We start from the raw sequence: 24,968 nt of genomic DNA, 5'->3' as shown, positions 1-24,968 counted from the left end.
AGGTTCAAGCGGGCGATACTGTTTCACTATGGCGGACTGCCTATGGCTCCTAACCCACACGGATAAGTGAAGAGCCACAAATACACAGCTTAGTTTGGAGGGCCAACATGGACGGCCATCAGGTACAGCAACCGCGCTTACGGGATCAGGTTCGAGCGGTTATTCGCGTCAACCGGTACAGCATTCGTACAGAAAAATCCTATTTGTACTGGATTCGTTACTTCATTCGGTACCACGGAATGAAGCATCCTCGGGATATGGGGCCACAGGAGGTTAACGGGTTTCTCACCTGGCTTGCGGTGCAGCGGAACGTAGCTGCCGCGACACAGGCTCAGGCACTCAATACGCTGGTCTTTCTCTATGCCAAAGTGCTCGATAAGCCACTGGGGGAGATCGGTCAGGTTGTCCGATCGAAAAAGCCCAAGCGACTGCCTGTGGTGCTGTCTCACGAAGAGGCGATGCGTATCATTCATCGTTTGGAGGCACCGTATCGCCTGTTAGCATCGTTGATGTACGGCTCCGGTCTGCGCGTTACCGAGGCTTGTCGCCTCAGAATCAAGGACCTGGACTTTAATCAGCAAGTCATCACAGTTCGCGATGGCAAGGGAGCCAAAGATCGTACAACCTTGCTGCCGGGGCCTCTGACCACCGAACCGGAATCTTATGTAGATGGCATACGCCGGTCGTGGAAAGGGAAAGATCCGGCCCTGCGGAAGCCCGTCAGCTTACCGTTCGCCCTGTCTCGCAAATACCCCAAGGCGGGCTCGTCGATTGCCTGGCAATGGCTGTTTCCCTCCCAGACCCTCAGTGTGGACGATCTTGGCAACACCGTACGCCATCATATCCATGTCAGCTCGGTGCAGAAGGCGGTCAAACGTGCGGTCGAAGACGCCGAGATCGGCAAACCCGCCGGCTGCCATACCTTCAGGCATACCTTTGCCACCGAGTTGCTCAAACGTGGCAATGACATCCGTACCGTACAGGACCTGCTCGGCCACGCCGATCTGCGCACCACGCAAATTTATACCCATGTGCTAGGCCAGGGCTTTGCAGGAGTTCGCAGCCCCTTGGGCTGAAAGTCGGTAAGCGCTTACCACTCAAACTGAGCCCGGCCTGATACTCAATCCCCCGGGTCTCGAAGAAGTTCTTCTCTTTGCGCCGGGAACGGCTCTTCCAGGGCGATGGTGCGAGCGAGGAAAAACATGGAACAAAAAAAGGGGCCGGTCACGGCCCCTGGATGCAATAAAACATCTCACCTGAAAAAAGCGTGTCACCGGGCGCCCATCAACGCCAGGCGACACTCTTACCCATGCCTTCAGCAGTAGAAAATGCTGTTGAGGTACTCTGCCAGTGCGCGGCAGTTTTCCCGTTCGGTTTCGTTGTGCGGTACGAAAATCGGTTCCATACAAATCACCTCCATTGATTTTGGCACAGTGCCTCTGTCTGGAGTTCCCATGCTATCGTTATGGTCGTGACAACTCCTTGACAGGCTGACCCAGAAACTTGACATTTCGTATCAATCTTGCCGCAGTCGATGGTCATGGCAGCAACCCATTTCGACCGTTCCGGATGACATGATGGTGGCGACAACCGAGGTGCAGAACCCGATTCCCCAGGTAGCGGCGTCCAGCACCCTGGCCGTGGTGAACTACCTGCTACAGCATGAGCTGTGTGACAGCGAAGCCATTGAAAACCAGCTCGGCCAGAGTCTGGAAAGCCTGGCCCAGCCGGACCAGCGCATCGATGCCGAGCAGCACTACCGGCTCTGGCGCTTTGCCGAGGCGATCACCAACGACCCCGCCATCGGCCTGCACATTGGCCAGTGGGGCGATCCCGGCGCCATGGGCCTGGTGGGCCATATGTTCTTCAACTGCGACACTCTCGGAGACGCCGTTGGCCAGTACGTACGCCTGCACCGGCTGATCAACGAATCCGTCACCCTCAGCCTGGCCCAGATCGGTGACCTCACCATTCTCAGCTGGCAACCCGACAGCCCCGATCACTACTGCCGCCTGGACATGGACCGAACCCTGGCTGCCGCCATCAGCCGCACCCGCCACTTTATCTACCCCGGCTTTCGTGCCGAATGGGCCGAGCTCGCCCATCCACGCCCGGCCTACGCCGACGAATACAGCGGGCTCTTTGGCGGTGAGGTGCGGTTTGACCAGCCGGTGACCCGGGTGGCCTTCCACGCCCAGCACCTGGCCCGCCCTATTCCACGGCGAAACCCCTACGTCTACTCGGCGGTGCTGAAACAGGTCAACACGGTGCTGGCCCGCTGGCGCAGCCAGAAGTCCTTCAGCCGCAAGATTCGCCAGCTGATCTCGAAACAGCTCTCCACAAACCAGGTCAATGCCGACAACCTGGCCCGACAGTGCCACATGAGCCGCCAGACCCTGTACCGGCGACTGAAGAAAGAAGGCATCAGCTTCCACGATCTGGTGGAGCAGGTCCGCAAGGACAAGGCCCTGCGTTACGTCGCCGACAACCAGTATGCCCTCGGCGAGATCGCGTTCCTGCTGGGCTTCTCCGAGCTCAGTGCCTTCAGCCGGGCGTTCAAACGCTGGACCGGCCAGGCACCGGCGCAGTACCGCAGCGAACACCACCAGGAGCCATCCGCCTGATGCCCGAGTTGCCGTCCTTCCTCGCCCTGGCCGTGGCCCTGCTGTACGCCCTGGCGCTGGTCTGTGTCTACCGGATTCTGCTTACCTACCGCACCGCCCAGGGCGCGATTGCCTGGATCATGGGGCTGCTGGGGCTGCCCTACCTGGCGGTGCCGCTGTTCCTGCTGTTCGGTCGCAACCGGTTCTCCGGCTATGTTCGTGCCCGTCGTCTTGGCGACAAGTCGTTGCGGCCCCTGCTCAATCGCCTCGAACAGGGCCCGGAGACCATCTCTGCGCCGCAACAGGGGGATGCCGGGCGGGACCTGCAGGTGCTCAGCCGGCTGGCTCGCCAGCCCTTCACCGGCGGCAACCAGTTCACCCTGCTGAAAGACGGCGAGGCCACGTTCGAGGCGCTGTTCGAGGCAATGGAGGACGCCCGCCACTACATCCTGCTGGAGTTCTACATTGTCCGCTCCGACCGCGTCGGCCAGCGCATCAAGACCATCCTCAAGCGCAAACTGGCGCAGGGGGTGCAAGTGTGGTTTCTCTACGACGACATTGGCAGCGTCTGGCTGCCCCGCAAGTACCTTCGGGAACTGAGTGCCGCCGGTGCCAACGTGGCGTCGTTCGGGGACGGCAACATCCGTCGCCGGCGGTTCCAGATCAACTTCCGCAATCACCGCAAGCTGCTGGTGTGCGATGGCACCGTCGGCTTTGTCGGTGGCATCAACCTGGGGGACGAGTACCTTGGCTGCGCGATGGATCAGGAACCCTGGCGCGATACCCACTGCCGCGTGGAAGGCCCGGCGGCCCTGGGACTGCAACTGGCGTGGCTGGAAGACTGGAACTGGGCCAGCGACGACACCCCAACGTTGCACTGGGAACCCCAGCGGGCCGGCGACCAGGAGGCGCTGATCCTGCCCACCGGACCGGCGGACCCCCATGAAACCTGCACCCTGTTCTTCCTCAACTGCATCAACAACGCCCAGTCCCGGATCTGGATCGCCTCGCCCTATTTCGTGCCGGACTTCCAGGTCATCAATGCCCTGCAACTGGCGGCCCTGCGAGGGGTGGATGTCCGCATCCTGATTCCGGAGAAATCCGACAACCCGCTGATCCGCATGGCGGCCTATTCCTACCTGGTGCAGGCCAGCCAGGCCGGCATTGGCATCTACCGCTACCAGCCCGGGTTCATGCACCAGAAAGTGGTGCTGGTGGATGATCGCTACGCCGCCATCGGCACCGCCAACCTGGACAACCGCTCGATGCGACTGAATTTCGAGATCTCCGCCCTCACCACGGCACCGTCGTTTGTTCGCGCGGTTGACACCATGCTGACGGAGGACCTGGCCCAGTGCCAGCTCATGACCGCCCGCGACTATCGCGACCGTTCGCTGCTGTTTCGCATCAGTTGCCGTGCGGTTCGCCTGCTGGCGCCATTGTTGTAGACATTCCTTCCAGTCCCGGTATGTGAGACCATGAGCGCCAGTTCACCACCCGGTTCCCAGCCGTCAGCGTCGATGCCGGAGGCCATGACCCCGTTCAAACCGCAAGAGTCCCTTACCGAGCAGGTGGCCCGTCACCTCGAAGACCTGGTGGCCTTTGGCCAGCTGCAGTCCGGTGAGCGCATCGTTGAATCCACCATGGCACGGCAGCTGAACGTCAGCCACGGTTCGCTGCGGGAAGGATTGCGGCTGGCCGAACGGCGCCATCTGGTGCAGAACGTTCCCCGCCGCGGCACCTTCGTTACCCGGCTCGACAGTTTCTTCGTCCGCAGCCTGTACGATGTGATGGCGCTGTACCTGAGCCACACCGGTCGCAAGTTCGCCCGCGCCTGGCAGGCCGACGACATGGCCCGGCTGGAATCCCTCTACCAGCGCATGGAAGACTGCCGCGTCGGTAACGATCTGCCGGGGTTTCTCGACCTTGGCATCCACTACACCCAGGCCTCCTTGGCCTACGCCGACAACTACTTCATTGTCTCCGCCATCGACGACCTCTGGCCGTCGGCCAAACGTTGCGCCTTCGTTGCCTTCAAGGGTGGCGGCGACCATTGCCTGGCGGACAACCTGAGCTTCATGCGCAATTCCATCGCCGCCATCCGGCAGCGTGATGAAGCGCAGTTGTGCCGGATCATCCAGGGCTATGCCGACGACCAGTGCGACAAGGTCATCCGCTACCTCGACACCCAGCCCAGCCATGCCCGCTAACCCGACACCGCGGCTGGCCACCAGCCTGTTGCCGCTGTTGCTGACCGCCTGCGCCGTCACGCCGCCCAGCCAGCAACCGCCGCCAGCGACCGCTGACCCCAAACCGTCGACGGCACCAACACCGCCAGCACCGGTGGTGCCCGACCCGAAACCCCAAGCAACGCAGCCAGTGCCCGAACCCGAACCCCGCTGCGCCTGGAGTCAGGTACGGGGCATCGCCACGCTGCTGTCGCTGGGCAGCGCGATGGCCAATGCTGAGCTGGCGACCTGGGAATTCGTACCGGGCGGCGATGTGCTGTTTCACCCGGCGCCGGATGGCAGCCAGCCGGGGGATGAGTTCAAGGCGTTACTGGAACGGCCTCTGAATGGTCCCTGCCCGCGCGCCAGACTGTACCTGGTCGCACCGCTGCCCGGGCACTGAGGAGGTTGAAATAGCGTCGGGGCGGCGTTACTGCTCGAACAGGCGGCCGAGGTAATAACCGATGTTGAGGTACACCGACCAGCGGTTCTCGTCATTGTAAGCGCCGGTGACCTGCACCGGGCCAAGGAAGGTATCGATACCGGCAAAGGCGCTCCAGGAATGGCGCAGGTCGTTGCCACGGGCGTCCCGCAGCCGCTCCCAGGCATTGCCGGTTTCAAATCCAAGCCCGGCGTAGAAGGGAACGAAAGGCCCGCCGAATTCCCGGTAACCGGACACCGACGCCAGCGCGGCATCGGGACCGTTGACTTCACCGTAGCCGTAGCCGGAAAGGCGGCGGAAGCCCCCCAGCAACACCACATCCTCAAGGCCGGCCTGCCCCCGCACCACCGAGTCGAGGTAGAGCGACCCCAACAGACGGTACTGCCGCCAGGGCATGGCCCCGGACACCATCAGGCTGAGGCGGTCGTTGTTTCGTTCGGAGCCGAGCCCCGGACGCTCCAGGTGCCCGCGCACACCAAAGAACATGCCTCGGGACGGCAGCAATGGATCATCCAGGGAATCGTGCACCAGTCCCAACTCCAGGCCACCCTGATGGACGTGGTTGTCCAGCTCCGCCAGGTAACGCAGGAACTCCCCCGGGCTGGCGTAACCCCGAGTCAGCCCCAGCCGAACTTCGGTATTGATGGACAGCGCCGTGCCGAGGCTGAGCTCCAGCTGGCGATGGCTGATATCGGCATCGGCAAAGCGCTCGCCAGACGGGTCGAAGAGGTTAAAGCGCTCCTTTTCGTACTCGACCGCCGCCTCGACAAACTGGTTGGAACCGAACCCCAGAGGCTGGAACCAGGCGCTACGCAGGTAGGGTTCGGTGCCCAGTTGCAGACCCGTCTGCCATTCCCCACCCAGACGGTTCAGCTCGGTCATCCGCAACGAGGCGGCGACGTTGAAATTGGTGTAATCGCGGAAGTTGTCCTCAAACCCCAGCCCGAAACTGAGGTAATTGGGGCCCCAGCTTTTTTCCCGGGCCCGTAGCTCCAGCGCGGCGCCCCCTTCGACAGGGCGCAGGTTGTAGCTGATGGTTTCGTGGTAGCCGAGGCCGTAGAGGTGCTTCAGGTCCAGTTCCAGCTGCGCCACGTCCAGCGGCTGGCCCAGTTGCTGGTGCAAACGGGAACGCAGGAACTCTTCGGACAGCCGGGACTCGGGGTTGATCTCGATGGCCACCACCGGACCAGGCCGGAATGGTCGTTCGGCGCGCCGGGTCTGGTAGGCCTCCCACTGCTCTGGCTCCACCGTCAGGTCATGCAGCGCCGAGGCTTTTTGGCGGGCGGCGGTGGCACCAATTTCGAAGATCCTGGCGGCCTGGTAGAAATCCGCTGAGGTTACTCCTTCCAGGTCCGGGTGGATCAGGACGTCCTTCTCCCCCAGCCGCGCCAGCTGCTCCACGGCGTTCTCACGGGTCAGCATGGTGGTGAGCTGCCCCACCACCGAAAACGCCTCCCGCAGGCGGTCGCCACTGGCCAGGGGATCGGTGATGTCCACTGCGATCACCACATCGGCGCCCATGTCCTGGACCACACTGATCGGGATGTTGTTGGCGACGCCACCGTCCACCAGCACCCGACCATCGAGGGTGAGCGGCGCATAGACACCGGGGATACTCATGGAGGCCCGTACCGCATCCGCCAAACTGCCCTCCCGCAGCACCACTTCCTCACCGGTTTCCAGATCCGTGGCGACGGCGCGGAAGGGAATCGCCAGCTGGTCAAAATCCCGCACCAGGGCGGCATCGCGGGTCAGCTCGTTGAGGATGAAGCCGAGGTTCTGACCGGAGATCAGCCCCTGTCCCAGGTGCACGCCGTCTGCGCTGACGCCAATGCCTGGCACCACCGGGTAACGCCAGTCTTCACGGGTACGGCGTACCGGTCGGTAGATACGGCCCGGGTTGTCACGAAAGCTCGACAACCAGTTCATGTCGATGAAGCGCTGCTCGATTTCATCCACCGGCATACCCAGGGCGTACATCGCCGCCACCGCCGAGCCGGCACTGGTACCAGCGATGTAGTCCACCGGCACCCGGATTTCTTCCAGCACCCGCAGGACGCCGACATGGGCCAGCCCCTTGGCACCGCCACCACTGAGCACCAGCCCCACCTTGGGGCGTTCCGTGCTCTGCCAGTCAGACGGCGCAGCGACAGCCGCCCTGTTTTCGGCGGAATCAGCCGCGCCCGCGGTCTGGGGATAAACGCACCAGAACGCCAGGCACAGCAGCGGAATCAGGAAGATGGGCACGGGCGGCGGTTGTTCCTCGGCTCAGCGTTGTTCGGCTCAATGATCCTTGCGGTCATCGTCCGACGGGCCCTTGTCGATCGACAGATGGGAGGTGTCTGGCACCACCGGCGGCGGTGTGTCTTTCTTTTCTGCCAGGTCACTGCCGGCCGGCGCAATCGTCCACTCGTCCAGGTGCTCGAACATCGGCGGCTCCACCTCGTCCACCTCGGCCAGGTCGACGCCGACCGGGTCCAGGGTCAGGCCACTGCTGGCAAGGATGTCGTCCACCTTGTCGCCAGCCACCTGCAGGCGGTCCCCGGGCTCGACCTTGACGCCCTCCCCGCCGGAAGCGGCAGGCTCGGCCGGTTTCGACACGGGAGCAGAGTCCGCCGGCGGCGGGCTTGTCTGGGCGGAGCCTGGCTGTGGTGAGCTTGTCGGTGGTGAGGCGGGCTGCGCCGCAGGCTGGGGTGAGACGGACTGAGAGGCCGGCTGGGGCGATGGAGCCGCTGCCGCCATCGGCTCCACATGGGCCACCATGCCGTGTTTGGCGAGCACCGCGCGGTACTTCTCTGCCTGGGCCTCATCCAGCTTGTTGCGGATCACCACCCGTTGACCACTGAACATCTTGTCCACCTGGTCCAGGGACGCCTTGAACAGGCTGCGGGCGTTGTTACGGGCAGTGGCCAGGTCGGTACCCGGGGCACACTCTCCCTTGAAGATCAGCTGGAACATCTAACGGGCTCTCCTTACACCGGTTTTTCCCCATCATAGTTGATCGCCGACGCGGTCGGAAGCGCCAACACCGGCCCGGGCATTGTGTGCCAACTGCAAACAATTGAAAAAAGTAGGGGTAGGAGACAGGCAAGGTTGCTCACGATCTGTAACAATCTTTGTAACGCAATTTTGCGAATCGTTACACCGCGTACGGACAGATCATTATGACCAGGATCGCCAAGCTCTGTGCCCTGCTGATGGCTTCGGGAGTCGCCACCGCCTCCCAGGCCCAAGCCGAGAACATCGATGTGCTGATGTCGGACCTGTTTCCCGGCGGGGAAGCCACTTACATCGGTTACGACAGCGTCGAACGGATGGACATTCCAGTGACCGCAGCGGTGGACCGCAAGTACCTGATTGTCGACTTCCGCTTCCCGACGCCTCCGGAAGACGCCCAGCTGCAGGCCAGCGTCCACAAGGTCTGTATGACCCTGCTGAAGGACCGGGAGCTGATTCGTACCCTCTCAGACGCCGGTTACGACATGGTGTCCGTGGCGTTCGACCGCAACAGCCAGTACGACTGCCTGTAAGCCCTCCGGAGCGATCGTCGTGACGGCGATCAGTCCTCACCCAGCAGTTTCGGAAACCCGTCCAGCGCGCTGTTGATGGCGTCCAGGTTGAAGGCATCGATGTCCGCCAGCAGCCGTTCGGCATAGAGCGTCACGGTGCGGGAGCGGAACCGCTGACCCCAGGACAGTACCCGGCTGGCAAAGTAGCGCATCTGCTCCGGATCGCCACTTTCCCGCACCGACTGCCACTCATCACCGAAGTCATCCGCCAACTGATTGCGCAGCCAGCCGCGCTCCTGCATGTTGAGAGTTTCCACCAGTGGGTGTTCGACTTCCTGGGCGGACTCGTCCACCTCTGCGGCCTGCTCCACAATCTCCACATTGCGCAGAGTCACGGTGAAGGTGGAGCCACGCCCCTGCTCACTTTCCACCGACAGTTCCCCGCCCATCATGTGCACCAGCTTGCGGCTGATGGCCAGGCCGAGTCCGGTACCACCGTACTTGCGGCTGCTCTGGCCCTCCTGCTGCTCGAAGGCATCGAAGATCCGCTCCAGCTGGTCTTCGGCAATGCCGATGCCGGAATCGGTCACGGTCAGCACCAGGCAGCAGAACTGGGCCCCGTCCGGACCCTTCGCTTCCAGCGAGTCACTGGCCCGGGCCTGTACGGTCACCTCACCCTCGTGGGTGAATTTGATGGCATTACCCACCAGATTGAACAGCACCTGGCGCAACCGGGTCTCATCCAGCAGCATCACCGCCGGGGTATCGCTGTCCACGGACACATCCAGGGCAATGCCCTGCTCCTGGGCCCGCAGATCGAAGATGTGGCGGACGTCGTCCAGCAGCCGCCGCACGGTCAGCGGGGCGTACTCCAGCCGCATCTTGCCCGCCTCGATCCGGGACAGGTCGAGAATGTCGTTGATCAGCATCAGCAGGCTGCGGCTGCCGGCCCGGATCGCCTCCAGATAACTGCGTTGCTGGGGTTCGGTCACGCACTTGTCGAGCAGGTCACTGTAGCCGATCACCGCATTCATCGGGGTGCGGATTTCGTGGGACATATTGGCCAGGAACTCACTCTTGGCGCGGTTGGCACCCTCGGCCTCGTTGGCCAGCCGTTCGGCTTCCAGCTTGGCTGCCCGCAGCTCGTCCTCACTGCGTCGCAGCGCCTCTTCCGAGCGGATTCGTTCGTCCACCTCCCGCGACAGCTTGCGGTTCCAGTACAGGAAGATCATCACCACCACCAGCGCGATCAGGATCACCCGCCGCACCGCGGTGTAATCGGTCTCCTGCTTGATGTCGAGGTGAATCCAGCGGTTGTAGATCGCTTCGGTTTCCTCCGGGGTCAGGCTACCCAAGGCCTTGTTGATGATGCGCAACAGCTCCGGCCGATCCCGGTTGACGGCAAACCGCAGCTCGTACTGGTAGGGGGTGATGCTGGTGATGCGCAGGTTGGACAACCCCAGCCGGGCCACGGTGTAGCTGACCGCGGGAATCTGCGTGACCATCACATCCAGGTCGCCATTGGACAGCGCCAGCAGACCCTCCTCCACGGTCTCCATGGGATACAGGTCCAGATCCGGGTGATTGATCAGCAGGTAATCGTGGCCGGCCTGGCCACCCACGACACCCACCCGCTCCTGGCGCAGCTCACGCAGATCGCCGATAAAGCGGCCATCGTCGCGGATCACCAGCGCAATCGGCAGGGTCAGGTAGGGTCGGCTGAACAGGAACTCACCTTCGCGCTGGGGGGTGAGGGACAACGCCGGCAGAATGTCGATCTCGCCACTGCGCAGCTTGGCCTCGGCGTCCGCCAGGTCGGTCAACTGGCTGCGGGCCATGGTGATGCCGAGCTGGCTCTCCAGGCGGGTGACCAGATCCGGCACCAGGCCGCGGACCTTGCCGTCCTCCAGAAACTCGAATGGTGGCCACAGGGTGCGATACGCCACCCGCAGGTTGGGATTGCGCTTGAGCCAGCCCTGCTCGCTCTCGGTCAGCGCCACCGCCACCTGCTCGCCGGCTTCCGGCACCGAAAACGGCAGCCAGGCCTGGCGGATGGAGCGGTGTTCATTGTGGGATATGGACTCCACCGCCCGGTTGAGTACCCGATGCAGCTGCGGCCGGTTGGCCATCATCTCCAGCACCACGTCCACCGGCTGGCTGTCCAGCAGTACCGCCAGCCCGATGCCGTTGATCATCGCCGACTGCAGGTAATCCGACACCACCGGCACCGGGCCAACGAAGGCATCGGCCTGGCCCGACAGCACCTTGCTGACCGCCTCGCTGACGTTGGCCACCGGCACCGGCTGGAAGTTCTCCACCGGGTCGAGCATCAGGAACTGGTTGGCATCGTCGTCGATCAGCGCGATGCGTCGGCGCTCCAGATCCGCCAGCTGGCGGATGCTGGGATCACCGGCATCAACAAACAGACCGTAGGTCAGGCTCATCAGCGGTGGCGTCACCACCCGGCCCTCCGGCGGCTGCTTGCCCGGCGGCAGGGTGGTGACCAGGGCATCAATCTGACCGGTGGCCAGCAACTGATCCAGTTCCGCCGCTGGCGCCCCGGTCTGCTCCAGGGGCTTGTCGAGCTTGCTGGCGATGCGGTTGAGGTAATCGATGTAGGTGCCGGCCATGCCGGTGCCTCCGGCGCGGAACGCCAGCGGCACCTGATCACTGCGGACACCGACGGTGAAGCCGGTCTGCTGCTGCAGCCAGCTCAGGTCTTCAATGCCCAGCACCGGTGGCGGGGATTCCAGCGGCGGTTCCGCGGCCAACGGCAGAGACAGAACCAACAACCACCACGCACAACAACGCAACCAACGACCCAACAACCCGCTCACCGAAAACCCTTCACTGAAACCTCTTCATCGGCAACCCGGGGTGCCGCTACGCGTTTAATACACCATCCATGAGTGCCATTTCAGGCACCGCCAGACACCTGAGGGCAGATTATCGAAATAACCTGACAGGACACCAGTCCATCCGCTAGATTTAGTCAGAGGTGCCCTGTTCAGGGGTGCCCGCGAGCCACTGGCCCGCTTCGACTTGCCGCAACACGGATTGACGAGGACCCCAATGGACACCAGCAAACACACCCTGACCACCCTGTTTGAGCAACTCGGCCTGCCCGCGGATCAAGCCAGCATTGAGCAGTTTGTCCGCCGTCACGCGCCGCTGCGCCAGGACACCACGCTGGCCAAGGCGCCGTTCTGGAACGAGGGCCAGGCGCACTTCCTTGCCGAGGGCCTGGCGGATGACTCGGACTGGGCGGAAGTCATCGACGAACTGGACGCCATGCTGCGGCACTGAGGTGCCGCCCTAACCGGCCACCTGCACCCGGTTACGACCGCCGTCCTTGGCCTGGTACAGGGCCTTGTCGGCACGGTCGAACACCGAGTCCTGGTCATCGCCGTCGCGCAGTTGCGCCACGCCGGCGGAGAAGGTAATCGAGACCGGCTCACCGCGGAAGTGGAACGGCAACTGGGCGATGTGCTCGCGCAGGCTTTCCACCACCCTGCTGGCGCCGTCGTTGTCAGTTTCCGGCATCAATACCACAAATTCCTCACCACCATAGCGGGCAACAAAGTCGGTGCTGCGCAAACGCTCACTGAGGGTCTTGCCCAGCAGCTGGATAACCCGGTCTCCGGCCTTGTGGCCATAGGAGTCGTTGATCCGCTTGAAGTGGTCAATATCCAGCATCACCACCGTCAGCGAATGGCGGTAACGCTGCCAGCGCTTGAACTCGAACGCCAGCCGCTCCTGCCAGGCCTCGCGGTTGGGCAACTGGGTCAGCACATCGGTCAGGGCTCGGCTGCGCTCTTCCCGCAGGCGCTCCTGCATCTGTTCCGAATGGGCCTCCAGCGCTGCCAGCTTTTCCTGCATGGTCGCCACCTGACTGGCCAGCCGGCGCTCACGCTCACTTTCTTCCTCGCGATACCGGGCCACCACCACCGAGATGGTTTCAATATGGTCGTTGACCGAACGCTTCAGCTCGTGGACATCTTCTGATGCCTTCACCCGTTCCCCCAGTTCTTCCAGGCCCTCCCGCAAGCCGCGGTCAAACGCCTGTGAGGCGGTCTGGGCACCGGCCAGCATGTCGGACTGGTCCAGGAAATGGTCCTGCAGCGCCAGCAGCCGCTCATCCAGCCGTTTCAGGAATGCCTCGAATTCCTGTTGGCCGCGCCGCACGGCGGCAATCAGCAGGTCCGCCACTTCGTTGAGGGAGGCCCGCAGTTCAGCCCAGTCGTTGCTCACCGCCAGGTGATCCCGCAGGGTCTCGGCACGGGCGTGGGCATGAGGATCGAGGGCAAGCTGGGCCAACATCTGCCCCAGCAGCTCCGAGATCCGGCGGGCGATCCGCAGCCGCTGGGCCAGATCCTCGTCGCTCAGCTCCAGCGGGGCCGCCAATTCCGGCGTCTCGTCGTGGTGTTCGTCGCCATTGCCGAACCAGCGCCCCAGCAATCCGGGCTTGTGCTCCGTCGCCGGGTCCGCCGCCAGCGCCCGCGCGACCAGCTCCGCCAGTTCGCAGAACCATTGCGGCAGGGTTTCCCGCAACTGATCGGGCTTGCGGAAGGCTTTTTCCAGTCGTCGCAGACCGTCTTTCTCAGGCTGAAACTGGGGATGGCGGCGAGCCGTTTCCACCAGCGCATCCACCCGTTCCTTGAGCTGACCGAAGGTCTGCTGCTTGCGGTCATCCAGCTGGGTAAGCTGACGATCAATAGACGCCTGCAACTGCCGCAGGCGTTCCAGGTCGTAATGGTCTTTGCGCAGCAGATCCCGCAACTGCCCGAGCAGGCTGTCCAGGTGCGGGCCCTGACCCTCGGAAGCCAGACTGGTACGCACCAGCATCCGGCCGAGGGTGTGTCGCTCTTCCTGCCACCGCTGCTCGCGGACCTCGGCCTCTTCGATCTCCCTGAGGTACTTGGCCTTCCATGACTCAGCTGATGACATGCCATTCCCCTGTGATCTGTATTGCCAGGATTCTGTAAACTATAGCCCTGCCCTCCGGGATCATCGAATCAGCCGCGGTCACTTTTGCTGCCTCCGCGTCCGTTCTGCCGTTTGGCCCTGGGATGACTGCGATCGTAGACCCGGGCCAGATGCTGGAAATCCAGGTGGGTGTAAACCTGGGTGGTGCTGATATCGGCGTGGCCGAGCAGCTCCTGCACGGCGCGCAGATCACCGGACGATTCCAGCAGGTGGCTGGCGAAGGAGTGCCGCAACAAGTGAGGGTAGAGTCGCTGGCTGGCCCCTTTGCGCAGGCCCCAGCGCTGCAGCCGCAGCTGGACACTGCGGCGGCCAAGTCGCTGCCCGCGCTGGCTGACAAACAGCGCGGTCTCACCCTCGGCTGCCAGCCCGTGGCGCAGCGCCAGCCAGGCCCGCAAGGCCTTCAGCGCCTGCTCACCCACCGGCAGCAGGCGCTCTTTCCCGCCTTTCCCCAGTACCCGGATTTCCCCCTGGCGCAGGTCCAGCGCCGTGAGATCGGCGCCAACCAGCTCCGCCAGCCGCAGACCGGAGGAGTACATCAGTTCAAACATCGCCCGGTCCCGACATTCCAGGGGATCGTCGGCACCGGCGTCGAGCAGTTGGCCGAGCTGATCCACATCCACCACCTGGGGCAGACGCTGGGGCGATTTCGGTGCTTTCAGGCCAAGGGCGGGGTTATCGGCCACCAGTCGTTCCCTTAACAGGAAATCGTAAAAGCGGCGGATGGCCGACAGGTGACGGGCAATGGAGCGACCGGACAAACCCTCACGGCTCAGCTGGGCGATGTACTGGCGCAACTGGTGACTGTCGAGCCCGGCCCACTCGCCCTGGCGCGCCGCCACAAACCCGGCCAGGCGCAGCAGGTCGCGCTGGTAGTTGCTACAGGTGTGTTCTGCCTGGCGGCGTTCCGAAGCCAGGTGGTCGATAAAACGATCGATGCCGGCGGTCAGCGCCGTCGGCATCGAAGGTGAACAGGCGGGTTCGGGCTCGGGTGCTCGCTGGGGCACGGTCAGGGGTTCTCCGCCACCACATCGACGACCGTCGGGGGCACGCCGTGACGATGCATCATGGAAGGCAACAGTCGGCTGAGAGTATCACTGATGTAGGTCAGGAACAGCGACCCCATGCTCTGGTCAAAGTAACCCGGCTGGCAGCTGCCGATGGCAAACACGCCACGTACCTTGGCGTCCCGCAGCGGCACCAGGGCAACCGACGCCACCGGCTGGTCCCGGTCCGGGAACAGGAAATTGCGTTCACTTTCCTTGAACTGCCCACACACCGCCCGGTCACCGTCCAGCCAGTTACCGAGGCGGGCTTCCGCCTGTTCCGGAGACACCACCTGCAACGGCCCCTGGGGGCTGACCGGCAGCGGCTGGTCACTGAACAGCAGAACCGACGCGGCATCGAGGCCGAAGTCGCCACGGATGCTGTCGTCAATCGCTGCCGCCATCTCGTTCAGACTACCGGCCTCAATCACCTGCTGCACCAGGCGCTTGCTCTTCTCGAACAGGCGGTCATTGTGGCGGGCGATGGCGACCAGCTCCACCAGCTCCTTGCGTAGGGTGTCGCGCTGTTCCCGGAACAGGTGAACCTGCCGTTCCACCAGGGAGATCGCCCGTCCGCTGTCATGGGGCAGGGTCAGGCTGCGCAGCAACTCGTCCTGGCCGATGAAGAAATCCGGGTGGTCACGCAGGTAATCGGCGACCGCCTCGCGGCTCAGGTCCCCGGCCTTCTTGCGGGCCGTTTGATCTGTCATTGCCTTCTCCTTTCAGGATCAGTCCCGTGCGGGACCGGCTTCAGCGCTCACCCGCGAACGCTGGCGTGATCGGCCCCGGCCCTCGGGTGGGCGTTTTGTCTCGGATTTACGCTTGTTGTCAGCGGGGCGCCGCTGACGGCGACCACGGCTGGCGGGTTCGGCCGGGAGTCGCAACTGTCCCTCAAAGACGCTGGTGGCCGGACCTTCCATCATAACAGGGGCCCCGTCACCCCGCCATTCGATGATCAGCGGGCCGCCAGGTAAGCGAACCTCCACTCGCTCATCGAGCAGCCCCCGTAACCGGCCGGCGACCACCGCGGCACAGGCGCCACTGCCACATGCCAGAGTTTCGCCGCTGCCGCGCTCGAAAACCCGCAAACGGGCGTGGCCGCGATCGACAATCTGCAGGAAACCGATGTTGGCGCGGGCCGGGAAACAGGTGTGGCTTTCCAGTGCCGGCCCCAGGGTGGCAACCGGCGCGGTATCGACGTCATCCACCAGCAGCACGCCATGGGGATTGCCCATGGACACCGCGCTGAGGGTCACGGTCTGCTCGCCCACCCGCACCGGGTAGGTGTGCTGACGGCTGTCCGCCACAAACGGAATCGCAGCCGGCTCTAATTCGGGTACGCCCATGTCCACCGCCACCAGGCCATCTTTCACCAGCCGCAGCTCGATCACGCCCTTGGCGGTCTGGACCCGGATCACCTTCTTGTTGGTGAGCCGGCGGTCACGCACAAAGCGGGCAAAACAGCGGGCGCCATTGCCGCACTGCTCCACTTCCGAGCCGTCACTGTTGAAGATGCGGTAACGGAAATCCACGTCCGGCTGGCCGGGCGGCTCGACCACCAGCAGCTGGTCAAAACCGACCCCGAAATGCCGGTCCGCCAGGGTGCGGATCATTTCCGGGCGCAGCCGGAACGGCTGGCTGATGGCGTCGATCACCATGAAGTCGTTGCCCAGACCGTGCATCTTGGTAAACGTGATCAGGGGCGAACGCGGCCCCCGTCGATTCTGGCTCATCCCGTTTACTCCGGCAGGCAGCTTTCTGGCGCCAGCTGGTCGTCCAGGGTTTCCCGGCGCCGCACCACGTGCACATCAGCGCCGTCCACCATCAGCTCCGGCGGCCGGTTACGGGTGTTGTAGTTGGAACTCATGACAAAACCATAGGCGCCCGCGGAGCGGACCGCCAACAGGTCGCCGTCCCGCAGTTTCAGCGGGCGCTCCTTGCCGAGGAAATCGCCGGTTTCACACACCGGCCCCACCAGATCCCACTGCTGTTCGGGCTCATCCTCGCGCTGGTGCACCGGCACGATGTCCTGCCAGGCGCTGTACAGGGCCGGCCGGATCAGGTCGTTCATGGCGGCATCGATGATGGCAAAATTGCGGTGTTCGGTACGCTTGAGGAATTCCACCCGGGTCACCAGGATGCCGGCGTTGGCGGCAATCGACCGCCCCGGCTCCAGCACTAGCGCCAGCGACCGGTCACCCAGACGCTCAACCAGCTGGCTGACGTACTCGTAGGGCTCCGGTGGTTGCTCCTGCTGATACCGCACCCCCAGGCCACCGCCCATATCGAGATGCCGGATGTGGATGCCCTGCTCCGCCAGCGTGTCCACCAGCGCCAGCACCCGATCCAGGGCGTCGAGGAACGGCGCCACCGTGGTGAGCTGGGAGCCGATGTGGCAATCCACCCCGATGATCTCCAGGTTACTCATGGCCGCAGCGCGAGCGTATACCGCGGGCGCCTGGGTGATATCGATACCGAACTTGTTTTCCTTGAGCCCGGTGGAAATGTAAGGGTGGGTGCCAGCGTCCACGTCCGGGTTGACCCGCAGTGACACCGGCGCCTTGACGCCAAGCTCCGCCGCCACCACGTTGAGACGATCCAGCTCGGTGTCGGATTCAACATTAAAGCAATGCACCCCGGCTTCCAGCGCCCGACGCATCTCCCAGGGCTGCTTGCCCACCCCGGAGAACACCACCTTGGCCGGATCACCGCCGGCACGGATCACCCGTTCCAGCTCACCGGCAGAGACGATGTCAAAACCGGCACCCAGTCGTGCCAGCACGTTCAGCACCGCCAGATTGCTGTTGGCCTTGACGGCGTAACAGATCAACCCCGGTCGATCGCCGAGGGCCTTGTGATAGGCCTGGTAATGGCGCTCCAGGGTGGCGCGGGAATAGATATAGGCGGGGGTGCCAAAGCGCTCGGCCAGGTCGGCCACCGCCACGTCTTCCGCAAACAGCTCACCGTTGCGGTAGTTGAAATGATCCATCGATAGTCCTGACAGGTTGCGGGGTCGGCGTCAGCGCTGGCGCCCGTCGCGATCGGCCGGCTCTGCCGCCGCCGCGGGCGCCTGTTCAGGCCCGGCGTCCCGGTACAAGGCGCCTTTCTGGCCACAGCCGATCAGGGCGGTGAACAGCAGCAGAATCATGGCAAGTCGTTGAAGCCTCATTGACGGCCACCCCTAAGTTGCAAATTGAATCGAGTATACCTGAGTCCGCCATCACGGGGCGAGGTCAGGCATTGCCCAGGGCGCGGTTGAGTTCGGTCTCGAGCCGGTGGCGGTAGGACAGGTACTGACAGGTCTGCAGATCCTGCTGATAGGCCATGGGTTCCAGGTCATGGGGCAGGTGCACGTCATTGAGATAGACCGGGTAGGGTTCACCGCTGGGACGAAGCGAGCGAATGTAGTGGGCCACCGCGGCCATCAGCCGGTCACCATATTCCTGGGCGGCGAACTCCTGGTCGTTGCAGTACAGATCGAAGGCCAGCCCGGCACCATCCTGGCGCACCCCAACCGCCTGCACCTCCAGCACCCGGCGGGCGGGCTCGTCGGCCGACACCTGGCGCCGCTCCGCCAGCCATTGGCCATCCCGGGCCACCAGTTCGTAGCAGCGGATACCGGAGATATCGCCAAATCCGCCCAGCGAACGCCGCAACTGACGACGCTCAATGAGGGTATCGAGAAAACGCAACAACGGCATCAGCAACTGGCGACGGGAAACAAAGGCCTGCTGCCAGTGGAACAGCGACCCGACCTCATCCACCACCCACAACCGCACCCGGCGCCCCTGAACCTGATAGAACACCTGCACCGATTCCGGCTCGCTGGCCTGGCACACAGCGCGCAGCGCCGGGTCGTCCAGCAGTGCCTGGCGATCGAACACCACCGGCACATAACCCGGTTGCGGACTGCCCAGATGCGTCAGCAACGCCTCGACACTGTCCACCACGGTGAAACCGGGTTCGCGGTCACTGAATTGCAATACAAAGTAACGCCGGTCCACCTCGATGACGTAGCGCAGCGGGTGCGGCCCCAGGCCACCGGCAAAGAACTGACGCATGACATCAGCAAACAGCGCCGACACTCGCCGGGCGATGATCGGGCCATGGCCGGAACTGTCGCTGTGCACGGTCAGTTCCGGCATCGCTTCCGGTGTCGCCGCCACCATCGCCAGCACGTTCTTCAGGCACTGGATCAGGGTGTCGCCGGCAGCGTAATGCTGCAGGCTGACCTCGTGCCAGGTATTGAAGGTCACCTGGTCGATGCCCTGGACCAGGTTTTCACGGCCCCCACTGAAGCCCAGCGAATCGCTGCGACTGCTGAGCTTGTGCAGTCCCCGTTCGGTCAGCCGGGCCTGGGGGTCCAGCGCCACGTTCACCAGCAGCACCAGCCGTGCCGGACGGGCCGGCCGTTGCAGCGCCTCCCGCGATGGCGGTTGCAGCGGCACTGGCAGGGCCGCCTCCAGCGCCTCCCGCATTTCCCGGGTTTCGGCAACACTGGCGGCGGTCTCCCCGGCCCGGACATTCAGACGAGTGGCACGGGAGAGCAGGCCATTGCAGTGACACCACAGCACCAGCTCGGTAAGACTCTGGGCCCGCCGGATGACCGGTTGCCAGAAGGCGTCGGCCGGGTTCTCCAGATCCCGGTACAGACGCCAGCCACCGTTGGCGTTACCACCCTGCTCCGAGGCGTGGTGGAACGACAGGTTCTCTTCTTCCAGCGACGGCGCCAGGTTGGGGTTGATCAGCTCAACCTTGCCGGCCTTGCGCTGGAACACCGCGTACAATTTGCGGCCCAGCAGGTTCATGTCACGCTGGCTGATGGCCGCGGCGCTGCCGTGGTCCCGGGCCAGGCGCGACAGCAGCCGATAACTGTGGGTCAACTCGTTGACCACCAGCCGCCGCATCTGGATCACGTCCTCCACCCGCCAGCGCTGGCGGTTATCGAGGAACGACAGGGTCTTGCGATCCCACTCCCACGCCGCCACCAGCCGGTTCAGCAGGCAGCCCTGCCAGCCTTCGGCGCTGTGTTCGGTGCGGGTCAGCGGCAGCCCCACCTTGAGGTACAGGCTGCGCCGCACCAGCTCGAGGCGGTCCGGCGCCTCTTCCGCCAGCAGCCACTGCTCCAGGCGCTGGTACAGCAACACATAGGGATCAAGGTAATCGGCCCGGGTCTCACCGCCGTAGACCGCCGCCTTGAAGGTCAGCGCCAGCGGGCCGGCGTCCCGGTGGCTGGCGTAGCATTCAATCAGCAGCAGTTTGAGAATCGACTTCCAGGGCGAATCGATGCCTTTGTAGAGCTGCCAGACCCCGGCACCGAGGAACTCCTCCTCCGGAATCCGGGGCACCGAACCGAAATCGATGTATTCGTCCGCACGGATGAAGCGACAGTCCACCAGTTGCCGCAGCCGGGCCTGATAGTCCGGCTCGTCCGCCACCGGTACCAGCCACCACAGCGGATAACGCCCGCCCAGGTGAATGCCGGTACGGTAGAACTCATCCAGCAACAGGTAGTGCTGGGCGCTGCCGCAGTTTTCGCCGGTCACCTCCGCCCGTTGCTGGCGCTGGCGCCAGTCGTCGGCGGAAAATACAAAGACATGCAGCTCGACACCGTAACTCTCGGCCCAGGCCGACACCGCCTCGGCCTTGCGTTCGAGCTGGGCCACCGCCCCCGCCGGCAGCTGCGGGTCATGGCACAGCCAGACATCCAGATCGCTGGCCACCGAATGCCCCAGCGAGCCGGGACTGCCCATCAGGAACAACCCGTGCAGATCGGGGCGACGCTTGCCGGTATCGCGGTAGGCAAACGACCGCGCCAGCCGCTGGGCCGCTCCCAGCGCCTCGTCACCCGGCTGGTAATGGCTGAGACCATAGGGACAGTCCCGGTCCAGGTAACCAGGTAGCGACGGGTGGTTGAGGTGAAACACCAGCGGCAGGATATCCAGCACCACCTGCTGGCGGTAGGTCAGCGCCGAATGCGCCCGCTGCCAGCGAGCGCGATTGACCACCAGAAACCGGTCCCGCAACCGGCGCAGGGTCTTGCGGTCTATGCCCTCGTCAAAGTCGAGCGCGATCGGGCGTGTGTGGGCGGTCACGGTATCTCCGCGGGAGAGGTTCTTTCTGGGACTGGAATCAGTATGATGACTGCATCGTGGCAAATTCAGAATAAGAAAGAAACCTCTGCCCTCCGGAGGAGCCGACGCCGTGAAAGAATTTTACATTCGCCGCTACCGCAGCGACCCGCAGGACACCAGCGGTCGCCGTGGCCTGCTGCGGGTCAATGACACCGGTCGCATCACCTACGCCGATGCCGACGCCGAAGTCCTGCTGGGCTATGGCCACGGCGACCTGCGCGACTGCCCGGTCAGCCGCCTGATTGCCACCCGCCAGGACGACCCCTTCGCCAGCGGTCATCGTCACCAGTTCCGCCTCGGCCATCCGGTCACCATTACCCTGCGTCATAACGACGGCTACTTCTTTACCGCCGAAGTCGCCCTCCGCCTGGAGCAGCGTGACGCCGACCAGCCCGCCGATGCCCGCATTGTGTGGCGGGACGGCCTGCAGCTGGACCCGCGGCTACTACAGATGATGGAAACCTCGGCCGGGCTGGGGCTGTGGGAACTGGACCTGGCCAGCAATCAGGTCAGTTGGAGCGAAGGTCTGTTCAGCCTGCTGGAACTGCGCCCGGGCTGCGACATCACCCCCGAACAGGCGCTGTTCTACTGCCAGGGCAACCAGCCCCGGGTACGCGCCCTGTTCCGCCGCTGCATCCGCACCGGGCAGGGCTTCGACCACACCTTTGATCTGATCACCGCCCGCCAGAATCTGCGTCGGGTCCGGCTCACCGGCCGCGCCTTTCACGAGGACGGCCAGGTCGTGCGTCTGGCCGGCACCCTGGTGGACCAGACAGCCACCCAGCAGCAGGAACGCGCCGCCAACGAAGCCCGGGAGCTGCTCGGCGCCATCCTCGGCGCCAGCCAGGACCTGGTCGTGGCGGTGGATCGCGAGCTGCGTTTGATCTGCTGCAACGACGCCTACCGCCATCATTTCGAGGCGACCTATGAATGCCTGCCGCAAGTGGGCGACAGCCTGGCGGAACTGTTGCAGGCCTGGCCCAACGACCGCCGACTGCTGGAGCGACTCTGGCATCGCACCTTCGAACGCGAAGGCTTCACCGTGGAAATGCCGCTGACCACCCGCCACAGTGGCGCGCCGGTGTTTGAAGTGCATTACCAGTTGCTGCGCAGCCGGGACGGCGAAACCCTGGGGGCCGTACATGTCGCCCGCGACATTACCGACAAGGTTCGCAGTGGCGGGCGGCGGGCCTATCTCAGCAGCCACGACCCCATCACCGGACTGCTCAACCGGCGGGAATTCCTCGCCCGCACCGGCAAATGGCTGGAAAGCGGCCATGCCCAGGGCGGCGCCCTGCTCTACCTTGACCTCGACCACTTCACCAGTTTCAACGACACCGCCGGCAGCGGCACCTGCGATCGCTACCTGCGGGAGCTGGCCTCCGCCATTGGACTCAAGGTGCGGCAGCGGGACGCCCTCGCCCGCCTGGCCGGCGACACCTTTGCACTGCTGCTGGAGAATTGCGCCGAGGCGGAGGCCCGCAAAGTGGCCGCCAACATCCTCGAGTTGATCGAAGAGTTTGTCTTTGAATGGCAGGGTCAGCAGCTGTCCACCACCGCCAGCGCCGGCCTGTTGCTGATGGGGGAAGGATTGGCAGAAGCACCCAAGGATCTGCTGTCCCAGGCGGCAGACCTGTGCCACACCGCCAAGGTGGCGGGCCGCAACCGCCTGCACGCGGCCTACGCCGACTCCGAGGCACTGCAGGAATCCGAGGCCCGACGCCTGCTCAGCCACATCCACCAGTGCCTGGACCAGCACACCCTGGTGCTGGAATACCAGTCACTGCGTCCGGTCAGCAGCGTCACCTGGGGCGATCACATTGAAATCCTGGCGCGATTCCAGAACCCGGACGGCGACGGCCTGCTGCGACCGGGGGACTTCCTGCCGGTGGCGGAACGCTTTGATCTGGCCAAACGCATCGACCGCGAGGTGATTCGCCAGACCCTGGACTGGCTCGGCCGACACCGGTTGCTGGAGCCGCGGCTGAAGTACTGTGGCTTCAACCTGTCACTGGCCTCGGTGCTGGACGACGGCTTTGCCGAATTCCTCCAGACCCAGCTGGCGGCCTCGGCGTTTCCCAATCAGAGTTTCTGTCTGGAAGTCAGCGAGGCTCACGCCACCCAGTACCCGGATGAGGTGGCCGTGCTCTGCGATGCGCTCCACGAGCTCGGCTGTCGGGTTGCCCTCGACGGCGCCGGTGCATCGGTGGAGAGTTACACCCTGGCGGCGCGATTGCCGGTGGACATCATCAAGCTTGACCAGAAAATGGTGCAGCAGCTGGAGCGGGACCCGGTCCAGCAGGTGATGGTGGAGGCCCTGCACAAGATCGCCGAAGGCGCGGGCAAGGCAACGGTGGCGCCGTTCATTGAGGACGACGACACCCTGCGGCGGATTCGGGCCCTGGGCATTCACTTCGGCCAGGGCTACCGCCTGCATCGACCCAGGCCCCTGGCCGACCTGACGCCGGCGGTGGTGGACCTGGAAACCGGCCGTATCGGCGGCTGACGGGCGCCAGCGGCCGATACCGCACCCGCAGTCCGGGCTCAGCCCAGCTGCTGGCGTGCCCGTGCCACCGCGGCCCGGACCTGGTCCGGCGCGGTGCCGCCGAGGTGATCCCGGGCCTGGACCGATCCTTCCAGGGTCAGCACCTCGAACACGTCCTCGGCGATGATGTCGGAGAATTTCTGCAGCTCCGCCAGGGTCATCTCGGACAGGTCGCGGGACTCTGCCACCCCGAACGCCACCGCCTTGCCAACGATTTCGTGGGCATCACGGAACGGTACGCCTTTTTTCACCAGGTAATCCGCCAGATCGGTGGCGGTGGAGAAGCCCTTGCGGGCGGCTTCGCGCATGTTGTCGGCCTTGGCGACAATCGCCGGCACCATGTCGGCGTAGGCTTTCAGGCAGCCCTTGACGGTGTCGACGGTGTCGAACAGCGGCTCCTTGTCTTCCTGGTTATCCTTGTTGTAGGCCAGCGGCTGGCCTTTCATCAGGGTCAGCAGGCTGATCAGGTGGCCATTGACGCGACCGGTCTTGCCACGGACCAGTTCCGGCACGTCCGGGTTCTTTTTCTGCGGCATGATCGATGAGCCGGTGCAGAAGCGGTCCGGCAGGTCGATGAAGTCGAACTGGGCCGAGGTCCACAGCACCAGCTCTTCGCTGAAGCGGGACAGGTGGGTCATCAGCAGGGCCGCGAAACTGCAGAATTCGATGGCGAAATCGCGATCACTGACCGAATCCAGGGAGTTCTCGGTGGGTCGGTCGAAGCCCAGCAGACGGGCGGTGATGCTGCGATCAATCGGGTAGGTGGTGCCCGCCAGCGCCGCTGCGCCCAGGGGCATCACATTGACCCGCTTGCGGCAGTCCAGCAGCCGTTCGGCATCCCGGACCAGCATCTCGTACCAGGCCAGCAGGTGGTGGCCGAAGGTGACCGGCTGGGCGGTCTGCAGATGGGTGAAGCCGGGCATGATGGTGTCGGCTTCCCGCTCCGCCAGATCCAGCAGACCGGCGCGCAGACGCTGCAGTTCCTCGGCGATGACGTCGATTTCGTCACGCAGGTAAAGGCGGATGTCGGTGGCGACCTGGTCGTTGCGGCTGCGGCCGGTATGGAGTTTCTTGCCGGTGACGCCGATACGGTCGGTCAGTCGCGCCTCGACGTTCATGTGAACGTCCTCCAGGCTCACCGACCACTGGAATTCGCCAGCTTCGATGTCGGCCTTGACCGCTTCCAGCCCCTCGATGATCTGGGTTTTCTCCTCGGCGGTCAGCACGCCGACTTCCGCCAGCATGGTGGCGTGGGCGATGGACCCGGTAATATCGTGGTGGTACAGCCGCTGGTCAAAACCGACCGAGGCGGTGAACCGTTCAACAAAAGCGTCCGTGGGTTCGCTGAAGCGACCGCCCCAGGGTTTCTCGGAGGTGGTGTTGGAATCCGTCATGGTCTCTCGTTCCTGCAGAGGGCCCGGCATTTGCGGACATGGGTGAAATCGGGGGATTATAGCACTCTCGACGGACCGCTCGCC

At 64.1% G+C, this 24,968-nt stretch carries 19 protein-coding genes and 1 pseudogene; 8 read left to right on the top strand and 12 right to left on the bottom strand.

The genetic code is table 11. The features are described 5' to 3' along the window. Window positions 1-107 precede the first annotated feature (107 nt). On the top strand, window positions 108-1,076 hold the full coding sequence (locus MLD24_RS14580) for an integron integrase (RefSeq protein ID WP_248167452.1): 969 nt from the start codon (window positions 108-110) through the stop codon (window positions 1,074-1,076). 19 nt (window positions 1,077-1,095) lie between these two features. On the opposite strand, the pseudogene MLD24_RS21740 reads toward MLD24_RS14580, so the two are convergent. Further along, a pseudogene (locus MLD24_RS21740) lies at window positions 1,096-1,185 on the bottom strand (hypothetical protein); the annotation flags it as partial. 389 nt (window positions 1,186-1,574) lie between these two features. On the opposite strand from MLD24_RS21740, the gene MLD24_RS14575 reads away from it, so the two are divergent. The 4 genes from MLD24_RS14575 to MLD24_RS14560 are packed head-to-tail and all read left to right on the top strand — an operon-like array spanning window position 1,575 to window position 5,234. Further along, the gene (locus MLD24_RS14575; RefSeq protein WP_248167449.1) at window positions 1,575-2,624 is read left to right on the top strand and encodes an AraC family transcriptional regulator; all 1,050 of its coding nucleotides are present in this window, start codon (window positions 1,575-1,577) and stop codon (window positions 2,622-2,624) included. Then, window positions 2,624-4,051, top strand: a complete 1,428-nt coding sequence (gene cls, locus MLD24_RS14570; protein WP_248167447.1) for a cardiolipin synthase — start codon at window positions 2,624-2,626, stop codon at window positions 4,049-4,051. Before MLD24_RS14575 ends, cls begins: the two co-directional genes overlap by 1 nt. A 30-nt stretch (window positions 4,052-4,081) precedes the next feature. After that, window positions 4,082-4,813, top strand: coding sequence for a GntR family transcriptional regulator (locus MLD24_RS14565; protein WP_248167444.1), 732 nt, complete (start codon window positions 4,082-4,084; stop codon window positions 4,811-4,813). Continuing rightward, entirely contained in the window at window positions 4,803-5,234 is a 432-nt protein-coding gene (locus MLD24_RS14560) for a hypothetical protein (protein WP_248167442.1), read from the top strand. The genes MLD24_RS14565 and MLD24_RS14560 overlap by 11 nt, the downstream gene beginning before the upstream one ends. A 27-nt stretch (window positions 5,235-5,261) precedes the next feature. Here the strand turns inward: MLD24_RS14560 and MLD24_RS14555 are convergent, their stop codons facing one another. Next, window positions 5,262-7,520, bottom strand: coding sequence for a patatin-like phospholipase family protein (locus MLD24_RS14555; RefSeq protein WP_248167439.1), 2,259 nt, complete (start codon window positions 7,518-7,520; stop codon window positions 5,262-5,264). Window positions 7,521-7,556: 36 nt separating this feature from the next. Then, complete coding sequence (locus MLD24_RS14550; RefSeq protein ID WP_248167437.1) at window positions 7,557-8,231, bottom strand: hypothetical protein; 675 nt, start codon at window positions 8,229-8,231, stop codon at window positions 7,557-7,559. 206 nt (window positions 8,232-8,437) lie between these two features. Between MLD24_RS14550 and MLD24_RS14545 the strand changes: the two genes are divergently transcribed. Beyond that, window positions 8,438-8,803 carry a hypothetical protein gene (locus MLD24_RS14545; protein WP_248167435.1) on the top strand — a complete coding sequence of 122 codons (366 nt, stop codon included), beginning with the start codon at window positions 8,438-8,440 and terminating at the stop codon, window positions 8,801-8,803. A gap of 29 nt (window positions 8,804-8,832) precedes the next feature. Here the strand turns inward: MLD24_RS14545 and MLD24_RS14540 are convergent, their stop codons facing one another. Then, window positions 8,833-11,574 carry a transporter substrate-binding domain-containing protein gene (locus tag MLD24_RS14540; protein ID WP_248167433.1) on the bottom strand — a complete coding sequence of 914 codons (2,742 nt, stop codon included), beginning with the start codon at window positions 11,572-11,574 and terminating at the stop codon, window positions 8,833-8,835. A gap of 280 nt (window positions 11,575-11,854) precedes the next feature. Between MLD24_RS14540 and MLD24_RS14535 the strand changes: the two genes are divergently transcribed. Beyond that, window positions 11,855-12,088, top strand: a complete 234-nt coding sequence (locus MLD24_RS14535; protein ID WP_227173604.1) for a DUF2789 domain-containing protein — start codon at window positions 11,855-11,857, stop codon at window positions 12,086-12,088. A 9-nt stretch (window positions 12,089-12,097) separates the two neighbouring features. Here MLD24_RS14535 and MLD24_RS14530 read toward each other — a convergent pair whose 3' ends face one another. The 7 genes from MLD24_RS14530 to MLD24_RS14500 form a co-directional block, all read right to left on the bottom strand. Then, a complete protein-coding gene (locus MLD24_RS14530) occupies window positions 12,098-13,729 on the bottom strand; it encodes a GGDEF domain-containing protein (RefSeq protein ID WP_248167431.1) in 1,632 nt (543 codons plus the stop codon). A 68-nt stretch (window positions 13,730-13,797) separates the two neighbouring features. Next, window positions 13,798-14,727 carry a tyrosine recombinase XerC gene (gene xerC, locus MLD24_RS14525; protein WP_248167461.1) on the bottom strand — a complete coding sequence of 310 codons (930 nt, stop codon included), beginning with the start codon at window positions 14,725-14,727 and terminating at the stop codon, window positions 13,798-13,800. A 47-nt stretch (window positions 14,728-14,774) separates the two neighbouring features. Continuing rightward, window positions 14,775-15,521 carry a DUF484 family protein gene (locus tag MLD24_RS14520; protein ID WP_248167429.1) on the bottom strand — a complete coding sequence of 249 codons (747 nt, stop codon included), beginning with the start codon at window positions 15,519-15,521 and terminating at the stop codon, window positions 14,775-14,777. An 18-nt stretch (window positions 15,522-15,539) separates the two neighbouring features. Further along, window positions 15,540-16,544, bottom strand: coding sequence for a diaminopimelate epimerase (gene dapF / locus MLD24_RS14515; protein ID WP_248167427.1), 1,005 nt, complete (start codon window positions 16,542-16,544; stop codon window positions 15,540-15,542). 5 nt (window positions 16,545-16,549) lie between these two features. After that, window positions 16,550-17,800 (bottom strand): diaminopimelate decarboxylase, encoded by a 1,251-nt coding sequence (gene lysA / locus MLD24_RS14510; RefSeq protein WP_248167425.1) that lies wholly within the window; start codon window positions 17,798-17,800, stop codon window positions 16,550-16,552. A 30-nt stretch (window positions 17,801-17,830) separates the two neighbouring features. Beyond that, window positions 17,831-17,980: an LPS translocon maturation chaperone LptM gene (lptM, locus tag MLD24_RS14505; RefSeq protein WP_227173598.1), complete on the bottom strand. Its 150-nt coding sequence runs from the start codon at window positions 17,978-17,980 to the stop codon at window positions 17,831-17,833. A gap of 64 nt (window positions 17,981-18,044) precedes the next feature. Then, entirely contained in the window at window positions 18,045-20,906 is a 2,862-nt protein-coding gene (locus tag MLD24_RS14500; protein WP_248167423.1) for a class I adenylate cyclase, read from the bottom strand. Between the two features lie 109 nt (window positions 20,907-21,015). On the opposite strand from MLD24_RS14500, the gene MLD24_RS14495 reads away from it, so the two are divergent. Then, entirely contained in the window at window positions 21,016-23,451 is a 2,436-nt protein-coding gene (locus MLD24_RS14495) for an EAL domain-containing protein (protein WP_248167420.1), read from the top strand. A 38-nt stretch (window positions 23,452-23,489) separates the two neighbouring features. Here the strand turns inward: MLD24_RS14495 and argH are convergent, their stop codons facing one another. Beyond that, a complete protein-coding gene (gene argH, locus MLD24_RS14490; RefSeq protein WP_248167418.1) occupies window positions 23,490-24,884 on the bottom strand; it encodes an argininosuccinate lyase in 1,395 nt (464 codons plus the stop codon). Window positions 24,885-24,968: the final 84 nt, after the last annotated feature.

The sequence above is a fragment of the Marinobacter xestospongiae genome, assembly GCF_023156385.1.
Taxonomy (GTDB): domain Bacteria; phylum Pseudomonadota; class Gammaproteobacteria; order Pseudomonadales; family Oleiphilaceae; genus Marinobacter; species Marinobacter xestospongiae.
Note: the sequence above shows the minus strand (reverse complement) of the source record. Positions and strands in the feature narration are given on the sequence as shown.